Source organism: Domibacillus sp. DTU_2020_1001157_1_SI_ALB_TIR_016, from assembly GCF_032341995.1.
Lineage (GTDB): Bacteria > Bacillota > Bacilli > Bacillales > Domibacillaceae > Domibacillus > Domibacillus indicus_A.
This window is the reverse complement of record NZ_CP135438.1, coordinates 1,265,570-1,288,497: the sequence shown is the minus strand read 5'-3', so window position 1 is coordinate 1,288,497 and position 22,928 is coordinate 1,265,570. Positions and strand designations below refer to the sequence as shown.

Genomic DNA, 22,928 nt, shown 5'->3' with positions numbered 1-22,928 from the left:
TCCTCCTTTATTTTACTGCTGCTTGCGAATGAATAAATGAAGAAAGCGCTTCATTCACAAGAGCTGCGCCTTCTACGGGCAGCATATGCTTCATGCCCGGTACAATGGTAAGCTTGGATTGTGATAATTTTTCATGCATTTGCTCTGACATCTGTGGGTTTGAACCCACATCTTCTTCTCCCGTTATGATGAAAACGGGGACATTTATTTCATGAAAATTTGTCCATAATTCCTCGTCAGCGGTTGCGAAAAGCGTATATGCTGCCAAGTATGACTCGGGGTTATTATGCTGAAGCCTCTGTCTTATTTGTTGAACTATGCGTTGGTTTTGCTCTTGAAACGCTTTGCTGAACCAGCGCTGGATAGCTGGTTCAATCGTAGCTGAAGGTCCTTTGGCTTTTAGTTCTTGAACTCTACTTAATATTGCCGCCCGCTGCACGTTCGTTCGGTTTGCCACTGCACTCATAATCGTTAATGTTTTGACTTTTTCAGGATACGCTAAGGCAAAGGCTTGAGCCGTCATGCCGCCCATTGAAAACCCAACAATGTGGCTTTTCTTAATGTTTAAATGCTCCATTAAATCAGACAGCTGTTTCGCAAACTGGGAAATAGAATAAGGGGCTGGAGGATGCTCTGATCCTCCATGCCCAACCATATCGTACACAATGACACGAAACTGGCTGGATAAAGCTTCAACCTGCTTTTCCCACATAGAATGGTCTAGACCTACTCCATGAATAAGAATAAGCGGCTCACCCTGCCCTATTTCTTTATAATAAGTAGTCCCTGCTATAGGCATCAGACAAGCCCCATCTCAATCATATCCAGGTGACGGTTTCCTGTTCTCGGATGAGGACGCCCGCCTGTGGAAGCACCGATAGCTACTACAATTTCATCAGCTCGTGGCGCATCAGGAATCGCTGCCTCAAATGTAATAAAGTGAGACCGTTCTGATTCATCAGTTTTATGCACCATTGGAATCGTTACAGCTGTTCCCGGTCCGCCGCGTTTATTGGTGAAAGTTAAAATACTTGTTCCTTGCACAGCATCTCTGAATTTATTTCCAAATTTCAATGTATGGATAAAAGCCGAGGCATGCTCCATTTCTCCATCCGCACCTACGACAGCCGCTTTTCCAAATGCCTCTACATCCGCTGCCGAATCAATATGCTTGAATAGTTCCGACACTAAAATTTCACCGATTTCAGGAGCGTAGGCATTAATTTCCGGCATCAAATCTTCCACGTACCCTCTGCCTGCCCAAGGATTTTTCATCACCAGCATTGTAGTAATCATTTTAATTGGAGTATCAAGTTTTTTTCCGCCATCGATCCGAGTTTCTTCAACCGCTGTGTACACTTTTCTCACTTCTAGCATTATAGGTATACCTCCTGATTTGTATTTGTAAAGTTCGGCATTACTTGCTCTGTAAATAATTTCAAGCTTTTCATTACTTTTTCATGAGGCAGGTGACTGTGGTTCACCCATAACAAAAGATTTTGCAAGTTTAATTCTTCCTGCAGCTCTTTGATTTTCTCTGTTACATACTCTGGTGTTCCAAATAATAAGTTACGCGGATGAAGAAAATCATAGTTTAATTCCTGGCCTTCTTTCACAGCTTCACCTGGATCCATTAAGTTGCCCAGTCCACGCCAATGGCAAATCCAACGATACGTATTGAGTACAGCTTCTGCCGCATCTTCTCTTGCCTGCTCCATCGTTTCCGCCACATATACATCCCGCACAAGTGCAATACCCTCTCCAAGCGGTACATCGTATCCACGTGCTGCAGATGCTTTTTCCCGGTACAATTCAAAACGGCCTTTTAATTCTTTCACGGTAGGCATCCAGAAAATTCCCTTAATGTTGTTTTCAGCTGCCAGCTCAATCGACCGCGGTGAATCAATGGTTTGCCAAAGTTGTGGAAATGGTTTTTGATACGGCTGAGGCACTAAAGAAATTTTGCTGATTTCGCCTTTTTCCATATCCATGTATTCTTCAGAAGGAGGGCTCATCGGATGATTCCACTTTAATCCTTTTGGCGGGAATTGATAAATATCTCCTTCGTGTGAGAAGAATCGATTAGACCAGGCTTTTTTCATAATTTCAACTGTTTCTTCAAACAAAGCCCGATTTTGCGCTTGATTGGTTGGGTCAGAAAGTGTGTTTAAATTAGCCGCTTCCCTTCCATATAATCCACGCGCCAGCCCAACTTCTACACGCCCTTTGCTTAACTGGTCAAGCATGGCAATGTCTTCTGCTAAACGAAGCGGATGCCAAAATGTTGCGACATTTGCAGCTTGTCCAATTCGAATATTCTTTGTCCGGGCTGCAATATCTGCCCCCATTAAAATAGGGTTGGTAATTAGTTCATTTCCCTCATGTCCAAAATGATGTTCAGTGTACCAGATAGAGTCGTAACCGTTTTCATCACAGTATACTGCTTGCTCGCGAGCTTCATCCAGCACTGTTGCATAGTCTTCAATACGACCAGGTCCTGCCAGGTTAGCAAAAATTCCAAATTTCATATATTTTCCTCCTTTAGATTGATCTCTCGTAATTTTTGACTGATTCCTTTTTGAAGCTGCATCGCGCTTGCTCTTACATGCTCTCGCATAGCTTTTTCTGCAGCTTCCCGGTTTCCGCTTAGAATGGTTTCAAGGATAAATTGATGCTCCTTAAGTGACTTTTCTAAGCGATTCGGCACCTCAATACTCAAGTAAACATAGCGGTTATATGGAATTTGATTGATCAACATATTGAGCATAAAGCTTAATTTTGAATTGTTAGCTCCGTTAATCACTGCTTCGTGAAAAGCATTGTTTGCTTCAACAAATTGCTTATGATCAGAGGACTGAACTGCTTTTTCCATTGATTGAACCGCTTTTTGAAGATCATCAATTTCCTTCACATGTCTGTTTTCGGCCAAAAGGCCGGCTGCGAGTCCTTCAAGCACTTCTTTTACTGTAAATAGCTCTGCAATCTCTTTCTCTGTAGGTTTTGTCACACAGGTGCCAACCCGTGGAATAATTTCTACAAGACCTTCTCTTTCCAATTGCTTAAATGCTTCTCTAACAGGAGTCCGGCTTACTTTATAGTGTTCTGATAGTTCAAATTCTGATAATTTTCTGCCTGGCTCAAATTCTCCGGTCACAATTGCTTCACGGATCGCATTTGTTACTTGTGTGGTTATACTTGTTGTTAAAATCATGGTAGTTGTTTCCGCCTCCCTATATGGGGCATGGTGCAATGGCGAACAAATATAAAAATTTTAAGAATTTTTATATTTGTTCTTCCTTCTGTGCCATGTACCATGCAAGTTATTTGTTGGCTTAATTCTACTTATATTAGTAATCTTTGTCAATGAAAGTTACAGAAAATTTAGAAAATATTTTATGTTTTTTCAAAAAATAAAAACTTCCTTTTAGATAACACTCATTTTTATCTCCATACAATCAAGAAATCAAAGTACCCCTCTACAGCATATTAAACTTCACTTTGCTCCATTTCCTTTAATACTTCCTGTGCGGTTCTGAAGCTGTCAATGGCCGCTGGTACACCACAATAAATGGCACATTGCAAAAAGATCTCATGGATTTCTTCAATAGTTAAACCATTCGTAATTGCTCCACGTATATGCAGTTTAAGTTCATGCGGACGATTCAATGCTGTTATCATTGCAAGGTTGATCATGCTGCGGCTCTTCCTTGACAGCCCCGGTCTTGTCCAGATCTCACCCCAACAATACTCAGTTACTAATTCCTGTAAAGGCCGGTTAAAGTCTGTAGCATTATTAATAGAATTGTCAACATAGTCAGCGCCTAGAACTGCTCTGCGAACCTCGAGTCCCTCATCAAATTTTTTTGAGTGCATTCTTAAAGCTCCTTATACTATATTTTGTATGGTTTCAATGCAATATAAATATTTTTTGTACTGAGACATGTTTATTTTTAGCAGCAACTCACATGAACTGAAGTTAACTAGGATTTGCTATTCAAATTATCCAAGTTTTCTACAACAGCTGTTTCTTGGTTTTCAATCGTATACATAGAGTTATTTAACTTCCGTTTCATTGGGAAATAATACAAAGCAGCAGGGACAACCAATCCAATTAACCAAGCAATATCCGCACCTTCTAAAGCCGTAGCTATAGGTCCTACGTAGAAAGAGGTGTTTATAAAAGGAATTTCTGCAATGACTGATACAAGAAATGCGATGGTTGTGATCCAATTGATTTTTCCATATTGGCCATTTATGTCAAAAATATCTTTTACATTGTATTGACCATGGCGCAGCAGATAATAATCAACAAGATTAATGGAAGTCCATGGAATTAAGAAATAACTAATAAAAAAGATAAAATTTAAGAAAAACGCAAGAAAATTACTTTGTCCTAACAAGCATAGTATAGTGCCCATTACGGTCACACCAAAAATCATTCCCACGCGCACCTTTGGTGTAACCTTCAATTTAACGAAAGGTTCTATCGTTGTAATTGTTGACATAAATGCACCATACAAATTAAACACATTAATGGAAAGCTGTCCAAAGATGATGATGAGATACATCACTATGGCAAAACTTCCAAACAGCTGTCCCAAATTGCTTCCTGAATGATCAAGAAAGTTTGGAATCGCAACAGTTAGCGTTGAACCTAACACCATCATCCAAATAGTTCCAACTACTGTACCCGCATAACTGTACCAAAATGTTTGAGCCGTCGAGGTTGTAACCGGAAGATAGCGGGAATAATCCGCAACATATGGGGCATAGGCTAATTGCCACGTAGCCACAATACTAACCGCTAATAAAAATACAGGCCAATCGACGCTGCCAGCTGACCAAATACCCGATGGAAGCGGCAGCTGGAAAATAATAACCGTCGCCACAAGATAAATGATAAGTGATGACCAAGAAAGTATTTTTTGCATTTTGTGAATTAAGTCATGTCCAAAAATAGTTACTACAAAACAAAGAATATTTAAAATTAAAATGCTCCATGTTTGATCAATAGATACTAAACTGCTTAAAGTTTGAGCCGCAAGCAAGCCGCTGCTGGCAAAAAAACCTAAATAAACAAACATAACAAGAAATAACGGGAAAATAGCGCCAATAACTCCAAACTGCGCTCTGCTCTGAATCATTTGCGGGATTCCTAGCTTAGGTCCTTGAGCAGAATGGGAAGCCATAAAAATGGCGCCTAATAAGGTACCAATAATGATGGCTACAAAGCTCCAAAACAAGTTAAGCCCTAAACTGATTGGCAATGCCCCTGTTACAAGGGTTGTGATATGCATGTTTGCTCCAAACCAAATTGGGAATAAATCTTTAGCTTTTCCATGCCTTTCTTCTGCTGGGATATACTCAATAGTACGTGTTTCAACTTTCACTGAATTTCCCCCTTTAAGTGAATTTGTAATTAGAAGTATTTCGGTGGACAGGTGTATAAGGCTATATGAAATAGTTTGCTAGGTTTTCATAAACTTTTCTTACTCACCAATTATTCCAAACTAAACGCTCCCTATTAATCCGCAGTTTGACAGTAAATGCAAACAAAATATTACGAAATATCAGAAAACTATTAACATATTTATCTTTTCTTTGATCCGTAATTGTTACATTGTAAGACTTACTTAATGCAAGAGGAACACTGCCGTATCTTAAAAGGGATGCTGTTCCTGTTTAGCTACCTGCCTTTTCAGCATAATAACCTGCACCTTAATGAAACAACTACTACAACACTGTGCTGGATTAGACATATTCCAGTGAAAGATGAGTTTTAACACTTACGGAATGAATCATATTATCCTTGTCTCAGTTTAAAATTTAAATCCCTTGAGGTGTATGACGGCTTTTCATACTTGTTAATGCACATGTTTTATGTGAATAACATATTCAACCATACCTCCCCTCCAAGTCTCTCTTTGATCATTTTCCTCAATGTCCTTTTTATTTCATTTAGTGAAATAGAAATGGAAACACCGTTTTCAGACAAGCTGATCATCGTTAAACTTCCTGTTTTAATCTTTTCATTAATCTCTCGTTTAAAATTCGCTTCCCTCACATTAGTGTTCCGTGTATAAGCACTCTGTGTTATTAAAAGAACCTATTTCAATAATCACCTCACATCTCATCTGTTGCATGTACTATGTACCATGCAAGATTTAATGCAATTTTATCTGTAAGCGCATACATGTGTCAATAATTTCTTAAAAAGAAAATTATAAAGTTTTTAATTTCTAGCAGTAAGTTTTAAGACTCAGCAGCTTTTTCATTGTAAAATTCATTTATACATGCTTCTCGCCCCTGTTTTTACCATGTACCATGTAAGTCAACTGAAAATTAATGAAATTATTTCCTTTTATTGATTTTAATCATCAAAACTTTTATGTATTATTCTCAATACATAAAGCGATTCACCCTGGAAACTAAACGTCAACTAATCAGGATTTTATTCTAAAGATATGCTTATTTTATAATCCTCCCTTCTTTTGTATCGCTAAAGAAATGATCTTTAAAGCATCAAATCTGTTTCTTTTTGCTTTGACTATCCATAGAGTAGTCAGATTTTCAATATTTTTATTGTAAAAAACGAAACAAAGTTTAAATTTTCAGAAAACTTGTTACATTATCTTACAAATAAATTGTTTTTAACTTGAAATACTCCTCATAATGTTACTATTCCTGACAAATTAAGAGTAAAGGGGTAAGCATTATGAAAGAAACCATCTACTTTCCTTTTCAGCCTGAAATTCCAATGACCACAACCGGCTATCGAGAATTGATGCCAGCTAATTACTCTAAAAGTAAAAACATTGCACTTTTTTATCAATTTGAAACGAAAAAAGGACAAAAAACGTCTCTTTCACTCATCCCGGATGGATGCTTTGATATCATTTTTTGCTGTGATGCCAATACTCCTTCGGCTTTTCTTTGGACCAGCCCGGTCTCCAGGCTGAAACAACCGGAATTTGTAGATGGCTGTGATTATTTTGGGGTTCGTTTTTTTCCAGAACAAAGTCTGCTGAAGCTTCGCTACCCGATGAAAGAGCTTTTAAATCAGCTTATTCCGCTAGCGGATGTTTTACTCTTTGATCCATCTCTTATTGAACAAATCAGCTTAGCAGCCTCATTTGGCGAACGAATCACGCTGTTTAAACAATTTATACATAAAAGTGCAGAGATGTCGGGCAATGGGCTTGATCTCATCGATTATTCAATTAAAAAAATTTATTTGTCCGGAGGAATGCTGAATATCAAGCAATTATCTGCGGAAATCGGATATTCGGAGCAGTATATCCGCCGGAAATTCGAAGAGTATATCGGTTTTTCACCAAAACAGTTTTGTAAAGTCGTCCAGTTTCAAAATTCTTTGAGCTGCATTTTAAAAATGGATCATGTAGATGTGCATGATGTTATACATGAAAATGGCTACTATGACCAGCCGCATTTCATAAAAGATTTTAAAAAACTAATGAACGTTACCCCAAAGCAGTATAAAGAAACACTCGCCATGTACTCTAACCTTGCTTAACAGAAGGCACAATTATCATTTTTTAATGGATAAGATCCTTTTCAGTTTCACGATACAGCTAAATAAAAACAGCCTCTCATCTGTACAAAAAATAAATGAGGGGCTCTCTTTTCATTTTCGAAATGATGAAACAGTTTGTGCTGATGAGCTTAAAAAACTTGCCGGATGTTTTGGAGCCATCCTAATTCTGATGAAATTTCTTTTGCTGCTTTTTTTATACTCTTTATATTCGTTCCTTTTGTATCTTCTGCAAAAGCTTCTTCCCAAACCATCATACTTACAGAAGCTACAACCTCATTTTCCCAATTAAAAATAGGAGCTGATATACAAACCGCTCCTGGCTGAATTTCATTAAATGACACAGCCCAGCCCTTTTTTTGAATGATCGTTAATTCATCTTCCAGTTCTTTTAATTTGTTACTTTCTTGCGTTCCAGAGAGCATTTCAAACATCTTCAGCTGCCTCTGCTTTTTCATAAAAGCTAACATCACCTTGTTAAAAGCACCTTCAAACAGAAAAAATCGAGTTCCTGTCAGTTCTTTCGATTTGGGCGTGCCTGGACTTATATACTCAATGAGCACCCCTTCTTCTCCCTCTGGGACTGTAATAAAAACTGGATTTTTTGTTTTTCTCACTAACTCCTGCACTATATCAACAGATTGCTTTCGAACAGACAAATTGTTTTTTCCAGCCAGGCCTAATTGTAAAATCAACAGCCCCAGCCGAAATTTTTTTGTTTCAGCGCTTCTATATACTAAACCCTGTTCTTCTAAAGAGGAAAGAAGCCGATGCACAGTTTGGACGGGAATGCCTAAATCCCTGCTTAATTCTGTGGCACTCCATTCTTCTCTTTCTTCCGTTGGCTTCATGGCGTGCAGCAATAAAACAGACTTTCTTATCACTTCAGACACTTTGTTCTCCCCTTTCCAATGCCTGTATTAAACCGGCTTGGCAGCAAGCTGACTTTTTATAAATGGGTTTCTTTTAAATAAAGGAACATACAATTTTTATCATCATAATGCCTGCTTATTAAACTTTTATTGTAAGAAACGAACCTTTCTTTAAACATAATTTCATACATAAAATAACCCGTAAGATTATATAACAAAATTTTCTGATTTTTCCCACTATTCAGGATATCAATCTGGGTTTCATTTTGTATTTATGTGATGATAGAAATCGAAATACATATAAAGTTGATTGAGTTACATCAAAAGTGACGTCAATTGATTTTATAAAAAATAATTTATGAGGTGAAGAAAATGAGCGAAAACACAATGATCCAAACAGCGTACACTTTTTTAAGTCAAAAACCAGGTGTTCAGTTAATTAAAGCCGGAACGTATAAAAAGAAAGAATTGAATGACGCACTAAATATACCTGCATTAAAAAGTCAAATTATTGACGTCCCTATTACAGACAAGGAAAATGCCGTGCAATTGGGCTATTTCTCTATGCAGCCATCCGAAGAATTTGAATTTACTTATACGTACCTGGAAATCAAAGTCGTTATTAATGGAAAAATTATTGTGCGGGATGATCAGGGCACCAAATACATAGCCGAAGCTGGTGATGTATTAGTATTTACTCCTGACACAACCGTTGTGTTTGATAAAGAAAGTGATGGAGAGGCTATTTACACAGGGCACCGTCTTCCAGAACCCATGTTTATGTAGGAGGTAACCGATGAAAGGAATTTCAATTAAGATTTTATAATGACTTATCAAGCATTTTGGAAGAGAAATTTAATCTCCCCAGAATGCTTGATATCATTTGAAAAAGGATAATAAGTTTATCAAACCTCTTCCCTTCGTATTCTCCAATGAGAACAGAAAATTTAAGGAATTATGCTCCCCATCGGATAGGTGAACACTATTCTAAACTTCTAAAAAGATCCGCCTTTAAATTGCATGAAGTTGGTTTATTCCAAGAATTTATGTACCTTTTCCCTCTGTTTGTCCGACTAAATTCTGCCTTTCTTTCTCTAATGAAAAGAATTTAACTAAAAATAATTGACAGCGGATCAGGCTGTTCATATTTATTTCTTTGTATTACAGAATGGAACAGCACAAAAAACGCCGAATTTCATGGATTGTTTCATCCAATAATACGGCGATGTTTTTCAATCTACAGTATTGATTCCTGCCTGCCTTCCCATTCTGTATTACTGCTGCCGTGCCTACGTTCAAATTAGTCATCTGCCAATATGCTGCGACTAGCTCACCTCAATGGAGCAAACTGCTTCGTCTTTCATTAATTTGTTTGAAAATTGATTAATACACGCAGTTAATCGAGCTATAATCTCTTCCGAAATTACTCCTTGCTTTTGCTCATTCCAAATAATCTGTGTGTCCTGAATGAAAAGGCCTTTTTCTATCCGAGTTGCACCAAGCACCGACAACAAGGGTTTAAGGTTGTATTCCAGCATTAAAAGATGAGCCATGGTCCCTCCGACAGCTACTGGTAAAAGAAGTTTGTTTTCCAGACCTTTTTGCGGCAGCAAATCCAAATACGTCTTTAAGATCCCGCTGTATGAACCTTTATAAACAGGAGTTCCAACAATGACCGCATCAGATTCTGCCAGCAGAGCATTCACTGTTTGAATACTATCGCTTTCATACCGTGCGTGTAGTAGATCTTCTGCTGGCAAATCACAAACTGAAACAAATTCCACCTGGACTTCCCTTTGTTCTAACTGGATTACCATGTATTTCAAAACCTCATTTAGTTTGGAGATCGTAGATGGACTACCCGATAAAATTGTCACTTTTTTCATTCCGTATTAACTCCCCTGACATTTAATAGTTTTAAAAAAATAACACGGTTAAGTGTGTTGCATGCGAAAGGGCTGTGAACAATTTTAGCTTTCCAGCATGGAAATATATTGTCTTGTAGCTTCACTTACTCGAGTAGTCTGAGTTAACATACAGAGAGCATCGGCTACCTTGATGCGCCTAAACGTTTCTTTGATGCGTCCATCCTTTTGAAGGGCCTGCCGGTTAAGCCATAGCTTCTCCTTTATTTCTTCCGTCAGCATGTTTGAACTTTCCAAAGAGGCCGATAACAATTTTTCTGCATTGTGACAACTAAAAAAAGAAACGTCTGGCTGGTCCACTCTTCCCGTATGAGAATACGCCAAGGCCGTGATGATCCGCTGCTCAGCACTGGCCAACGTCTCTCGCAAAAAAATGGCCGTTGACGAAGGGATATTATGAAAGGACATCGGTTTATTTAGTTCGATCTTGGACACAGCAGGAAGGTCTTCAACGATTAAACGAGTAATACCCCGGTCATTTACTGCTTCCAAGATTTGTTCTGGGTCGTCTTCTACAACCACTTCTTTATGAGGTGGCCATACATCCAGCCAGTAATGGTTTAAGTGCTGCGTTCCTATATGGAACATAAATATTTCGGGGTAAATTCTCAGCTGTCCTGGTCCATCCCCCAGCTTCTCACGGTAAAATTCATAGAATCTTGTGACTGAAGCTAACAGAAGAGCACTTGCACCTACACTCCCGCCAGCTTGATGAACAATAAATCCAATCCGGTCTTTTTCATTCAATCCAGGGAATAAGTCATCTATTGAAGCTCGCTGATTTTGAATTTCTATTGAAAAATCAGAGCAGGATAACATCGTCATTGAATGCATCAGGACACTCCTTTCAAGGTTTAAATGAATATTGTTTGCTCTTGCACATGATTTGAAATGGACTGATCAGCAGCTATTTTTTTCAACCATCTAATTTGAATATGTTCTTCTTTTTTATTTTCAAGATAATGAAGCAGCTTAACGGTTAATATATTTTTTTCATCACATTGGTCAATTTTTAGGCAAATGCCTTGTAATCGTTTGTTGTCACTTTCAACCTCAATTTGATATACACCGGTTTCTGGAAGGATGTATTTTTTATTTGTGGAAATTTTATAGAGAAGGCTTTCTTCTCTCTCAATCATTTCTTGTTCGACCTTACCCATGACTTCATAATAATCACCAAGGTAGTTCGGAATTACATGAACACTGCCCGTTGAAATAAAACGACGAATGAGGGTAGAACTGACTTTTAACCCGTTCCGTTCTTCTTTCGGTACAATGGATACATCAAATTTTCCACCTGATGCTTCTTCCTTCATCTTTATCGCATTTCCAGTTCCTTTGTAGCCATAGGTAAAGTCAAATCCTGCTACTACATGCTTACATTTTATTCCTACAATATATTGTTTAATAAATTCTTCAGGGGAAAGCCTAGAAAAAATCCGATCAAACTTCACCACAAATAATTTTTCTACACCCAGTTTTTCAAATTTCTTCTGTTTTACTGAAAGGGGTGATAAGTATTTAATAGGTTCTAAACCCTGGATCACTTCACTAGGATGAGGATAGAAAGTCATAACAGCCAATTTCATTCTTTTTTCTTTTGCTATTTTTCTTGCAGTTTGAGTTAAACGCTGATGGCCGGCATGCACTCCATCAAAGAAACCTAACGCCATAACAACAGGCTCGTCTGAAATATACTGTGGAGCATCTGTGTGACAAAGATAGATCGTTTCCACCTTTGGCCGCCCCTTTCCTGGTATTTTTTAGTTACGCCTCCATTCGTTTATTTGGAATGAAGGCGTCTATTGTATCCATTGGTCACGGAAGCCAAAGCTTAAGAGTTTTCCATTTGAATTCGCCCAGGCGGAACCTCTTCTTCTTTCAGATACGCTGACTCGTCATGAATACTTAAATCAAGTCCAAGAATTTCATCTTCTTCACTTACACGCAACGGAACAAACAAACGTATCACCTGTAACACTACATACGTTCCAATAACAGCAAGCAGAACTGTAACCCCTACTCCAATAGCCTGGCTCACCAACTGTTCAGGGTTGCCGTACAACAAGCCATTGTTTCCGGCTTCATTTACTTCTTTTGTAGCAAAAATTCCGGTAGCCATAGCGCCCCAAATCCCGCAAATTCCATGGATTCCAAAAGCATCTAACGTATCGTCATATTTAAACCGTGTTTTGATAAAGTGAATAGCGTAATATCCAATTGGACCTGACAGCAGGCCAATAAGAGCAGCGGACAAAACCGTCACATAACCCGCAGCTGGAGTTATAGCCACTAGTCCTGCAATCGCTCCAGTCATCGTTCCTACTAGTGTCGGACGTTTTCTAATTGCCCATTCAATTACAAGCCAGCCGATCCCTCCTGCGCATGCCGCAATGTGTGTATTCATAAAAGCGAGAGAAGCTAATCCGCCAGCTGCCAGGGCACTGCCGCCATTAAAAGCCAGCCAGCCAAACCAAAGAGTAGCTGCCCCAATTAAAAAATACACAATGTTGTGCGGTGATTCTTCATTTTTTAAACGTCTCGGTCCAATCATGAGAGCAGCCACTAGGGCACTCACACCTGCCAGGATGTGAACAACTGTTCCCCCAGCAAAATCAAGCTCCCCTATTTTTGAAAGCCAGCCCCCTCCCCATGCCCAGTGCGCTATTGGAGCATAGACTGCAGTAGGCCATAGAATACAAAAAAGAATCCAAGCAGGAAAAGAGATGCGGCCTGCTATTCCCCCGGAAACAATGGCTACAGTAATGGCTGCAAAGCAAGTTTGGAAAACAGCATAAAGATAATGCGGAATGGTTAAGGTACCAAATGCAGCTTCTTCCCCTACATTTTTAAACCCTAGATAATCCATGCCTCCAATAAGTCCTCCAATATCAGTACCAAAAGTAAGACTGTATCCCCATAATACCCAAACGATACTTACAACAAGAAGACTGGAAAAGCTGTACATCATCGTAGAAAGAACGTTTCTATTACTCATCAGCCCGCCATAAAAAAGGGCCAGCCCGGGAATAAGCATAAAGACAACGATAGCATTCGCAGATAAAATCCAAGCAGTATCTCCTGTATCGATTACAGAAGTTTCCGCGGCAAATGAATTCAAGGGAAAACCTATCAAACATCCAACTACTGCTAAAAACAAAGCGATACTATTCATTGTTCTGTTCATTGAAATCCTCCTCCGGTATGATGAGAAAAGGATAAAGATTATTTTGGATTGACCAATACTTTTAGCCAATCCAAAATGGTTTCTTTTCCATCTCAATTCTTTCTAATCCTTTTTTATTAACTGTTTACTTACAAATTTCTACTGCCACATTGTCTCAAGCCAGCCCTTCGCTTATTCAAACCACGGAACTTCAACCAAGGTGCGGCCAACCCATTCTCGCAGGATTTCATTGGTTGGGCCCATTAGTGCTCCAGCCCGGCCATCACGAAGGTACTTTTCTACCTGCCCTGTCAGATAGCCCCTGCCACCCGATACCTGTAATGCTTGATTGGTTACTTGAATAACAATATCCGCTGCATGTGTTTTCAGTTCCCATAAAGGGTAAAGGCAACTTGATAAAGCAAGCCCTTTTTCGCTGCATTCATCCATTCCCTGGGCTGTGCGGTACAGCATGTTTCTAGCGCTGTCAATTAAGATCTGTGCTTTTGCTAATTCATGACGAATAACCTGATAACCAGAAACAGACTTTCCAGTATCCTGGTGAACTTTTTTCTTTGCACTGTCAATAGCTGCATTAAGTGCTCCTTGGGCAATCCCAATCCAGCAGGCACTGGTTCCTAGCAAAAACAATGGATCAATGACATTATCATTATAGGAATTCATGCCGCCTTCACTGCCGAGGCGGTTTTCAGCAGGAACAAACACATTCGTAAACTTCATAGGACCGCTTGAATTGCCGCGCAGTCCCATTGCAGAAAACGGGAAGCTTTCAACACCTTCCTGGTTTTTTTCTACGAGTAAAAACATAAGTTTATCTGTTTCAATACTGTCAGGATAGTTTGTACAGACGACATACCAGTCTGCCTCGCCGCCGCTTGTCACAAAAGACTTGCTGGCGTTTAAAAGATAGCCCTCGCCGCTTCTGGGAGCTGAACTTACCACATTCCAGAAATGGCTTCCTGTTGCCGGCTCACTAAAGGCAAGCGCACCAACCTCTCCGCTTAATACACCTGGTATAAAACGCTGGCGCTGTTCAGGTGAGCCTGCTGAATATAGCGTCTGCACTGCAGCCGTATGCATGACCCAGCACATTGTGGAAGACGAACAGTAATGAGCAAAACTTTCTGCCAATACAGCAAAACCCATATATCCTGCGCCGATGCCTCCTTCTTGCGCAGGGATCGTAACGGCTCCATAGCCGGCTTGTGCAATGGCTTTAAGGCTTTCACGCGGATACCGACTTTCCTGATCAGAAAGAGAAGTACGTGGAAGCAGCTCTGTTTTTCCAATTTCATGAGCCTTTGTTTGCAGTTCCTCATATCCAGGCGGACACTTCCACCAGCTTGGGATTTGCATGATTCCTTCATCTACGACCGCTTGATTAATTGTCATGATTGCTTCACTCTCCTCTATTTTTATAAAAACAGAAGTTGCAAAACTTCAGCTTTCCTTTTTTAAACCTTGATATCCGCCAAATGATTGTTTCTACATAAATAAGGGTTCAGGCAAACGGTGAGCTGTATAAATGGCTTCTCCGTCACTTTCTTTATCAAACACAACGGTAGTTTCAGGCGAAAAAATCAATACATCGCCGGCTTCAGCTACAAATTTGGTTCCCCGCTCATCCCGGACCACGATTTTCCCTTTAATGACTGTTTTCATTTCCAGGTACGTATAAGTAAATTCAAATTCTTCTGAAGGCTGCATTGAAAAGTAACCCATTGACAGTGCTCGCTCATTCGTACAAACCGGAACATCAATAATTTGACTTTTTAACGCTGAAATTCCAAGGAGGCTGTTTAATTCTTTTTTTTGATACGTACCAGCTTTTATCAGCTGTACACCCGGTTTTTCGTTTAAATAGTTAAACTCTGTTTTGATCAATGTTTCTTTACTCATGTTCCTCACCTCAGCGCATTTTTTTAACCCACCGTTTCCCAAACAATATAATTCTGAATATTCTAATAATTACTTTGGAAATGGGGTATGAAAACATCTTTACATAACGAGTTTTCTATTAAAATATTGTCTTCTTAATAAATGAGAGAAAATAATATTTGTTGTAAACATTTCTTACAAATAACAATCTTCGTCTAAAAACTGTTTTTGCCACGTTGTATGAATACTGACAGGCGTTTTTTATTTTGGCAGCCTGTTTCAGTACAGCTGACCTCCCCTTCTCTTTTTTTTTATGAAAAAGCAGCAGGGTATTGGCTATAGCCTGCCGACTCCCTTCCTTTTACTTAATATGAAAACAGATACTAGTAATGAGCAGCTGTTTTTAGAGAATAAAAACGAAAGAGCCACCTTAAAAGATGGCTCTTTCGCTTTTTATTAAAAATCAATAACAGTCAGTATAACTTTTAAATAGAATAAACTTTATATTCTTTTGCTCTCCACCCTAAATTTCTCGAAGCTTCCTCTGCAGCATCTTGAACATACTGTATAGTCATATAAATTTCTTGTTCATCTAACCTAGATGATGGACTTATCACGCTTATAGACGCAGCAACACGATTATCCCAGGAAAAAATAGGTGCAGCGATCTCTGTATTTCCTTCTTTTATTTCTTCAAAACATATAGAGACACCACATTTGGCTATGATGTTTATGTTTTTTTCCAATTGTTTTAAATCAATGATTTCTCCCTTTTTGTATAGGTTCTGCATGATTTTTTGACGATTTTCTCTGCTTTCATGAGCTAACATTACTTTATTGGCAGCCCCCAGGCTTAAAGGACTTCTTACGCCAATATACTCATCAAGCGCTGTGAAGCCTGGCTGAACACAGTCAATAAAAACTCCTTCATTACCTTCAGGAACTGTTAAATATACCTTTTCCTTTGTCTGGCTCATTAATTTTTCCATAGCTAAAATCGCACTATTTCTAATAGACGAATTTTCTTTGATAGACATTCCTAGCTTTAACAGGGAGAGACCTAATCTAAATTTTTTTGTCTCTGGGTTTTTCGCGACAAAGCCATACTCTTCTAAAGAGGAAAGCAATCGGTGTACAGTTTGAACACTCATATTAAGCCTGCAGCCCATTTCGGTGGCGCTCCATTCTTCCTTCTCCATATAATCTGCGGAACGAAGCGCATGAAGCAGCATAGCAGATTTTCGAATCACTTCCGACAAATGAGTCCCTCCTGTTCAAAGCCCCTAAGCTCATGTACTTTGGCAAATCATCCAATTGTAAATCTATTAAACATCCATTATTTCCAGTTATAAAATATTCTTTTTTGCTGGAAGAAATATTTTCTTACTCAATGCCTGTAAATCAGGATAGGATCTTACACTTTTACTTTTTCTACCGCATGGCCGCCGAATTCATTACGAAGAGCTGCTACTACCTTTCCTGTGAAGGTGTCATGGTTTAAAGATCGGTAGCGCATGAGTAAAGACATGGCAATGACAGGTGCAGCCGTTTGCAGATTAAGCGCTTCTTCCACCGTCCATTTTCCTTCACCCGAGGAATGCATAACGCCTTTTATTTCATCCAAATGGGCATCTTTCGAAAAAGCATTTTCGGTTAATTCCATCAGCCAGGAACGAATCACAGACCCATGGTTCCATACACTCGCCACCTTTTCATAATCATAATCGAATTCACTTTTTTCGAGAATTTCAAACCCTTCTCCAATCGCTGCCATCATGCCATATTCTATACCGTTGTGAATCATTTTTAAGTAGTGGCCGCTACCTGCTTTTCCTGCGTATAAAAAGCCTTTCTCAACGGCTGTATCCCTAAAAATTGGCTCTACTATTGTCCACGCCTCCAGATCTCCTCCTGCCATATAACAGGCTCCATGACGAGCTCCTGCCGTACCGCCGGAAGTCCCGACGTCTATAAAATAAATACCCTTTGTTTTCAAATCATCGTAGCGGCGAATCGATTCTTTATAATGGGAATTGCCCGCTTCGATCACAATATCCCCTTTACTTAGCAGCGGCGTCAGTTCGCCAAGAACAGAATCGACTGCTGAATGTGGAACCATGAGCCAGAGGATCCGGGGCTGGGGTAGAAATGCTGCAAGTTCCTGCAAGCTGGAAAACGCATTAGCCCCGTACTTTCTCATTTCATCAGTGGCATCCGGATTAAGATCAAATGCTGCGACTTCATAATCATGATCAATAAGATTTTGGCCAAGATTTATCCCCATTTTTCCTAAACCAACTAAACCTATTCTCATATTCATATCTCCTCTTCTTTACCGAATTCTTTATTACCAATTAGCTTTTTCCGGCTCCCACCAATGAAAACCGCCTGTTTCCAGCAGCTCTTCTGAAGCATCTGGACCCATCGAACCAGCCGGATACGTGTACAAAGGAACCCTATCTTCTTCAAATGCTTCCAATATAGGCTGAACCCACTTCCAGGAAAGTTCGACTTCCTGCCAATGGGCAAAAAATGTGGAGTTGCCCCCAATCGCATCAAATAGAAGCAGCTCATACGCTTCCGGCAGATTTTCATTCCCCGATGAAAGATCAATAGAAACAGGTTCAATCCGGTTTGTCAGCGGATTTTTCATATTTAAACGTAAGGAAACATTTTCACACGGATTGATTTCAATCGTTAAAAGATTAGGCGGCATTGTTTTCTTTTGATCCGCGTCTGCTTTGGCTGGCTGATTTTTAAATTCAATCACAATTCTTGTTGATTTTTCTTTCATTCTTTTACCAGTTCGAATATAGAAAGGGACGCCTGCCCAAAAGTCATCATCAATCCATAAGCGGGCTGCAATAAAGGTATCGTTTTTCGATGAAGCATCGACGCCTGGCTCTTCGTTATAAGCGATCACCTTTTCACCAAGTATGTCTCCCGGTCCATACTGGCCTCGAATTACATTAACTGCTACGTCTTCCTTCTGCAGCGGCCGCAGAGCATGCATAATTTCTTTTTTCTTTTCGACTACTTCTTTTGCACTTACTTTTTCCGTTAGATGCATGGCTGTCATCATCACAAGCTGCAATAGATGGTTTTGAACCATGTCTCTGATAGCACCTGCCTGATCATAATAGGCCGCTCTTTCTTCAACCCCGACCGTTTCGCTAGCTGTTATTTGAATATTCGAAATATATTGGTTATTCCATATCGCTTTCAAGATTGGGTTTGCAAATTCTAGTGATTCAAGACCTTGAACCATTGGCTTTCCAAGATAGTGATCAATTCGATAGATTTCTTCTTCTTTGAATGTCTGGCTTAATGTTTTGTTTAATGCTTGCGCAGAAATGGTGTCATGGCCAAAAGGCTTTTCTACAATAAGGCGTTTCCAGCCCTGAACAGCATCCAGCCCGCTTTCTTTAATGTTTGAAGCAATATCATGATAGAATTCCGGCGATACAGACAAATAAAACAGCCGATTTTCCGGCAGATTCAATTCCGCTTCATACTTTTGAACGCTTTTAAGCAAGGCAGCATAATCTTCTTTTTTCGTTCCATCAAGCTGCTGATAATGGCAGTAAAGCAGGAATTCGTTTAACTTAGCGTGATCCTGTACAGTTCTTCTCGAGAATGTTTTGACCGCTCTCTCTATATGAGCTTGAAAATCCTGATCAGAGCTTTCTTTTCTTCCTAAGCCAATAATCGAAAAAGTATTTGGCAGCTTATGATCTAAAAACAAATTGTACAGTGCGGGGAAAATTTTTCTTTTGGCTAAATCCCCTGTTGCCCCAAACAAAACAAACGTCATTGGGCTCAACCTTGTTTCCTGAATGGCTTCAAGAGCAGTTTTTTCGACTTGGAGACTAGCAGGCATTGTCATGGTTTTCATTCAATCCCCTCCTTGCATTTGATTCAATTGGTTTGTTCTTTCTACCCCCTTAGTATAGTGGCTCCATATCTCCGTTATAAGTACGCACTTTAAATTCATATAGTGTCCTAAAATATACTGCAGGGCTGCAACAAGTATCGTGAAGAAGTATTTGTTTGTAGTTAATGATCATTTATTTTGTAATTTTTTTGCCACGGCCTGCTTCTGAGTTATATATTGAAAAGCATCATTAGCCATTTACTTTAAGGAGGACTTAAAATGGGACACACTTGCGCCAAAGATTTTAATTGTGAAAAAGAACTCACACTGCATGTAATCGGCGGAAAATGGAAGATGCTTATTTTATGGCATTTAGGTAAAGAAGGCACAAAACGATTTAACGAGCTAAAGGGATTAATGCCCGGTATCACCCAGCGTATGCTGGTGAATCAATTAAGGGAGTTAGAGTCCGACTATATTGTTCATCGTGAGGTATATCCTGTGGTGCCGCCTAAGGTGGAATATTCTTTAACCGATAAAGGAGAAAGTTTAATGCCGATTCTTGAATCCATGTACAGCTGGGGCAGGGATTATAAATCATTTATCCAGAAAAAGCTGGAAGATCAAAATAAGCCAGCATCTTCTTTGGACTAAGTTACGATAAAGTGCTTAAAACACACTTATCGACAAAGACAGTATACATTTTGTGACTATCTGAATTTAAAGTGCGTACTTCCCTTATAAAAATTTTGTCTTTAGACTGAGCTTATACAAAATTTTAAATAAGGGAGAGAAACACATTATGAAATTACAATTGGCATTAGATCTTGTAAACATTCCGCAGGCGATCGAACTAATCAAAGAAGTACAGGAACACGTAGACGTTGTAGAGATTGGAACACCAGTTGTCATCAATGAAGGTCTGCGCGCAGTAAAAGAAGTCAAAGATGCCTTTCCTAATTTGACGGTGCTGGCCGACTTGAAAATTATGGACGCAGCAGGCTATGAAGTATCCCAGGCCGCAGCTTCAGGCGCGGATATCGTAACCATTTTGGGCGCTGCAGAAGATGCATCCATTAAAGGAGCCGTAGAAGAAGCCAAAAAACAAGGCAAGCAGATTTTGGTTGATATGATTGCGGTAAAAGATAAACAAGCACGGGTGCGTGAACTGGATGAAATGGGTGTTGACTATATCTGTGTTCACACAGGCTATGACCTGCAGGCAGTTGGGCAAAATTCATTTGAAGACCTGCGTACGATTAAAAGTGTCGTAAAAAATGCCAAAACAGCCATTGCTGGCGGGATTAAAATGGATACTCTTTCCGAAGTGATTGCTGCGCAGCCGGATTTGATTATCGTCGGCGGCGGGATTACAAGCCAGGAGGATAAAAAATCTGCAGCTGCTCAAATGCAAAACATGATTAAAGAAGCGGTTACTGTGTAATTATGCAGACAACTCAGTATACTGCAGAAATCTTAAATGAACTTCAGCGCACGGCTGTGTTAATGAATGGTGATCAAACAGAACAGCTGGTCAATGGCATTCTGGAAGCCAAGAAAGTGCTTGTCGCTGGTGCTGGACGCTCTGGATTTATGGCGAAATCGTTTGCCATGCGTATGATGCATATGGGACTCGATCCGTATGTAGTAGGGGAAACGGTCACACCGAACCTGGAGGACGGCGATATCTTTATTGTCGGCTCGGGCTCTGGTGAAACAAAAAGTCTTGTGGCGATGGCAGAAAAAGCAAAGTCCATTGGTGCAGTTGTAGCGGCCATTACCATCGCTCCAAATTCCACAATTGGCCGCCTTGCGGATGTTGTGGTAGAAATTCCAGCACAGACCAAATCAGGCGAAGACACCGGCAATAAATCGATTCAGCCGATGGGTTCCCTTTTTGAACAAAGCCTTTTGCTGACATATGATTCTGTTATCCTGCGGCTTATGGAGCGAAAAGGAATGAATTCAGAAACCATGTATGGCAGACATGCCAATCTTGAATAGAAATCAAAAATACCCGGTCTCAAGGCCGGGTATTTTTATCGAAAAAGCTTCAGCGAGCAACAGCCGCCGCCCATCGTTTGATTCGGATTGCTGAAGCAGTTTACAGAACATGTTTACTCTTCAAGAATGCCCTCATTTAGAAAGCGATTTCATTATTGTAGTCCATCTACAAGGCCGTATGCAGCTTCTGCCTTTCTTTCAGCTTGCTCCATCTCTTTTCTGATTTCCTTCGTTAAATAGCCTTCTTTAATTTTACTGGAGATTTCGATTAATTTTTCGATATCTGAAAACGAATATTTTCGGGTATTTGCTTTTGATTTTTGAGGCGAGATTAACTTTTGCTCTTCATAATAACGGATCTTTCTATAGGATAGGGCTGTTAATTCACTTACTACACCAATACTGATTGCTTTTATCTCTTTGTATGCTTGATTTTTAAACGACATAAGCCTCTTCCCCCTAAGATTGTTGTCTTTGTTCAGTGAATAAAGCAATTCCTTCATTCGATGACCAGAAAAACGCTATTTGGAACCTTGCCAATGATAATCTTATATTCACACAACTAATACATTGGTTAAATATTATTTTCTCATTTCACGAGATAAAATGGGATTTTGTGTTAAAATTTCTAACAAACAAATTTAAGGAAACTTAAATATGGTTCAATAAAAAAGAGACCGTCTGACTAACACATCAAACGGTCTGTATACAAATCCAGATTTCTTATTTCATCACACTCCCGCCCGACAGCAGAATTGATTCACCCGTTAAATTGGGGGCTGCATCTGTCAGCAGAAAACCGATCGTATTTGCGACTTCAATGGGTGTCGTAATTCTTCCGGATGGAAGGCCTTTTAACACTTCTTCATATTTCTGTTCAAAGGTTTGTCCTTTTTCTTCTGCCCTTCTTTTAATAGCGCTGCGGCCCATTTTGGTATCCACATAGCCTGGACACACGGCATTCACCGTTATACGATGTGGTGCCGCTTCAACTGCAAGAGACTGCGTGAACCCGCGAAGTGCGAATTTGCTGGCTGCATAAGCACTGTTTCCATGAGTGCCGCGAATACCGGACAAGGAAGATACATTGACAATTCGTCCAAATCCTTTTTCTTTCATTTTCGGGTAAACGAGCTTTGTCAGCATCATTGCTGATGTTACATTGACATGTAGCATGTTGGCGACAAATTCTTCCCCTAGTTCCTCGAGTGCCTCTCCTCCCGCTATACCCGCACAATTGACCAAGCCTGAAACGAAACCAACTTCTTTCTCGCATGATCTGATCAGATGTTCCCTCTCTTCCTGATTGGAGAGGTCTGCTTTAACGAAGTGCACAGCCATGCCATTAGACTTCAACTCATTTGCAAGCTGTTCAAGCTTTTCTTCATTTCTTCCTGTAAGTGAGATTTTAGCGCCCATTGAAGCTGCTATTTTAGCTGTTTGGGAACCGATGTCACCAGATGCACCGGTTATTAATACATGCATGCCATCCAATGCTGTCTCTGAAAAAATAGCCATGATCTTGTCTCCTTTTCCACTATTAGTCTAAAGAAACTGTTCCCTCATTTGAGAAAAATATGCCCGATACAGCTATCTCAAAAATCGATTGACCCAGTTGTCGGTTTTAGGTGAACAT

The 22,928-nt window shown here is 39.7% G+C and carries 23 protein-coding genes; 5 read left to right on the top strand and 18 right to left on the bottom strand.

The features are described from left to right. Positions 1-7 precede the first annotated feature (7 nt). The 6 genes from RRU94_RS06035 to RRU94_RS06010 all read right to left on the bottom strand — a co-directional run bounded on the left by RRU94_RS06035 (position 8) and on the right by RRU94_RS06010 (position 5,390). Positions 8-799, bottom strand: a complete 792-nt coding sequence (locus RRU94_RS06035) for an alpha/beta fold hydrolase (RefSeq protein ID WP_315690891.1) — start codon at positions 797-799, stop codon at positions 8-10. After that, positions 799-1,380: an amino acid synthesis family protein gene (locus RRU94_RS06030; RefSeq protein WP_410492974.1), complete on the bottom strand. Its 582-nt coding sequence runs from the start codon at positions 1,378-1,380 to the stop codon at positions 799-801. Before RRU94_RS06030 ends, RRU94_RS06035 begins: the two co-directional genes overlap by 1 nt. After that, positions 1,377-2,528 (bottom strand): LLM class flavin-dependent oxidoreductase, encoded by a 1,152-nt coding sequence (locus RRU94_RS06025; protein WP_251273822.1) that lies wholly within the window; start codon positions 2,526-2,528, stop codon positions 1,377-1,379. The genes RRU94_RS06030 and RRU94_RS06025 overlap by 4 nt, the downstream gene beginning before the upstream one ends. Continuing rightward, positions 2,525-3,211 carry a GntR family transcriptional regulator gene (locus RRU94_RS06020; protein ID WP_315690889.1) on the bottom strand — a complete coding sequence of 229 codons (687 nt, stop codon included), beginning with the start codon at positions 3,209-3,211 and terminating at the stop codon, positions 2,525-2,527. The genes RRU94_RS06025 and RRU94_RS06020 overlap by 4 nt, the downstream gene beginning before the upstream one ends. A gap of 275 nt (positions 3,212-3,486) precedes the next feature. Further along, a complete protein-coding gene (locus tag RRU94_RS06015) occupies positions 3,487-3,873 on the bottom strand; it encodes a carboxymuconolactone decarboxylase family protein (protein WP_315690888.1) in 387 nt (128 codons plus the stop codon). A 107-nt stretch (positions 3,874-3,980) separates the two neighbouring features. Beyond that, the gene (locus RRU94_RS06010) at positions 3,981-5,390 is read right to left on the bottom strand and encodes a purine-cytosine permease family protein (protein ID WP_315690887.1); all 1,410 of its coding nucleotides are present in this window, start codon (positions 5,388-5,390) and stop codon (positions 3,981-3,983) included. A 1,325-nt stretch (positions 5,391-6,715) separates the two neighbouring features. On the opposite strand from RRU94_RS06010, the gene RRU94_RS06005 reads away from it, so the two are divergent. After that, complete coding sequence (locus tag RRU94_RS06005) at positions 6,716-7,534, top strand: helix-turn-helix domain-containing protein (RefSeq protein ID WP_315690886.1); 819 nt, start codon at positions 6,716-6,718, stop codon at positions 7,532-7,534. Positions 7,535-7,683: 149 nt separating this feature from the next. Here RRU94_RS06005 and RRU94_RS06000 read toward each other — a convergent pair whose 3' ends face one another. Then, complete coding sequence (locus RRU94_RS06000; protein ID WP_315690885.1) at positions 7,684-8,445, bottom strand: IclR family transcriptional regulator; 762 nt, start codon at positions 8,443-8,445, stop codon at positions 7,684-7,686. 333 nt (positions 8,446-8,778) lie between these two features. Between RRU94_RS06000 and RRU94_RS05995 the strand changes: the two genes are divergently transcribed. Continuing rightward, complete coding sequence (locus tag RRU94_RS05995; RefSeq protein ID WP_315691954.1) at positions 8,779-9,210, top strand: cupin domain-containing protein; 432 nt, start codon at positions 8,779-8,781, stop codon at positions 9,208-9,210. 539 nt (positions 9,211-9,749) lie between these two features. Here the strand turns inward: RRU94_RS05995 and ssuE are convergent. The 9 genes from ssuE to zwf form a co-directional block, all read right to left on the bottom strand. Beyond that, positions 9,750-10,310: an NADPH-dependent FMN reductase gene (ssuE, locus tag RRU94_RS05990; RefSeq protein WP_315690884.1), complete on the bottom strand. Its 561-nt coding sequence runs from the start codon at positions 10,308-10,310 to the stop codon at positions 9,750-9,752. Between the two features lie 84 nt (positions 10,311-10,394). After that, complete coding sequence (locus RRU94_RS05985; RefSeq protein WP_315690883.1) at positions 10,395-11,183, bottom strand: hypothetical protein; 789 nt, start codon at positions 11,181-11,183, stop codon at positions 10,395-10,397. A 20-nt stretch (positions 11,184-11,203) separates the two neighbouring features. Next, positions 11,204-12,085: an FAD synthetase family protein gene (locus tag RRU94_RS05980; protein WP_315690882.1), complete on the bottom strand. Its 882-nt coding sequence runs from the start codon at positions 12,083-12,085 to the stop codon at positions 11,204-11,206. A gap of 98 nt (positions 12,086-12,183) precedes the next feature. Then, entirely contained in the window at positions 12,184-13,440 is a 1,257-nt protein-coding gene (locus tag RRU94_RS05975) for an ammonium transporter (RefSeq protein ID WP_410492973.1), read from the bottom strand. A gap of 267 nt (positions 13,441-13,707) precedes the next feature. Continuing rightward, positions 13,708-14,928, bottom strand: a complete 1,221-nt coding sequence (locus RRU94_RS05970) for an acyl-CoA dehydrogenase family protein (protein WP_315690880.1) — start codon at positions 14,926-14,928, stop codon at positions 13,708-13,710. 93 nt (positions 14,929-15,021) lie between these two features. Then, a complete protein-coding gene (locus tag RRU94_RS05965; RefSeq protein ID WP_315690879.1) occupies positions 15,022-15,435 on the bottom strand; it encodes a cupin domain-containing protein in 414 nt (137 codons plus the stop codon). Positions 15,436-15,899: 464 nt separating this feature from the next. Beyond that, the gene (locus RRU94_RS05960; protein ID WP_315691953.1) at positions 15,900-16,664 is read right to left on the bottom strand and encodes an IclR family transcriptional regulator; all 765 of its coding nucleotides are present in this window, start codon (positions 16,662-16,664) and stop codon (positions 15,900-15,902) included. Positions 16,665-16,828: 164 nt separating this feature from the next. Further along, positions 16,829-17,728: a phosphogluconate dehydrogenase (NAD(+)-dependent, decarboxylating) gene (gene gnd, locus RRU94_RS05955; RefSeq protein WP_315690878.1), complete on the bottom strand. Its 900-nt coding sequence runs from the start codon at positions 17,726-17,728 to the stop codon at positions 16,829-16,831. A gap of 33 nt (positions 17,729-17,761) precedes the next feature. Next, positions 17,762-19,237 (bottom strand): glucose-6-phosphate dehydrogenase, encoded by a 1,476-nt coding sequence (gene zwf / locus RRU94_RS05950; RefSeq protein WP_315691952.1) that lies wholly within the window; start codon positions 19,235-19,237, stop codon positions 17,762-17,764. Positions 19,238-19,567: 330 nt separating this feature from the next. Between zwf and RRU94_RS05945 the strand changes: the two genes are divergently transcribed. From RRU94_RS05945 to hxlB, 3 genes are all read left to right on the top strand, one after another. Beyond that, positions 19,568-19,942, top strand: coding sequence for a winged helix-turn-helix transcriptional regulator (locus RRU94_RS05945; protein WP_315690877.1), 375 nt, complete (start codon positions 19,568-19,570; stop codon positions 19,940-19,942). A gap of 148 nt (positions 19,943-20,090) precedes the next feature. Next, a complete protein-coding gene (gene hxlA, locus RRU94_RS05940; protein WP_315690876.1) occupies positions 20,091-20,732 on the top strand; it encodes a 3-hexulose-6-phosphate synthase in 642 nt (213 codons plus the stop codon). A 2-nt stretch (positions 20,733-20,734) separates the two neighbouring features. Then, positions 20,735-21,292 carry a 6-phospho-3-hexuloisomerase gene (gene hxlB, locus RRU94_RS05935; protein ID WP_315690875.1) on the top strand — a complete coding sequence of 186 codons (558 nt, stop codon included), beginning with the start codon at positions 20,735-20,737 and terminating at the stop codon, positions 21,290-21,292. 152 nt (positions 21,293-21,444) lie between these two features. On the opposite strand, the gene RRU94_RS05930 is transcribed toward hxlB, so the two are convergent. Continuing rightward, on the bottom strand, positions 21,445-21,738 hold the full coding sequence (locus RRU94_RS05930; protein WP_315690874.1) for a MerR family transcriptional regulator: 294 nt from the start codon (positions 21,736-21,738) through the stop codon (positions 21,445-21,447). A 277-nt stretch (positions 21,739-22,015) separates the two neighbouring features. After that, positions 22,016-22,810: an SDR family NAD(P)-dependent oxidoreductase gene (locus RRU94_RS05925; protein ID WP_315690873.1), complete on the bottom strand. Its 795-nt coding sequence runs from the start codon at positions 22,808-22,810 to the stop codon at positions 22,016-22,018. Positions 22,811-22,928 lie beyond the last annotated feature (118 nt).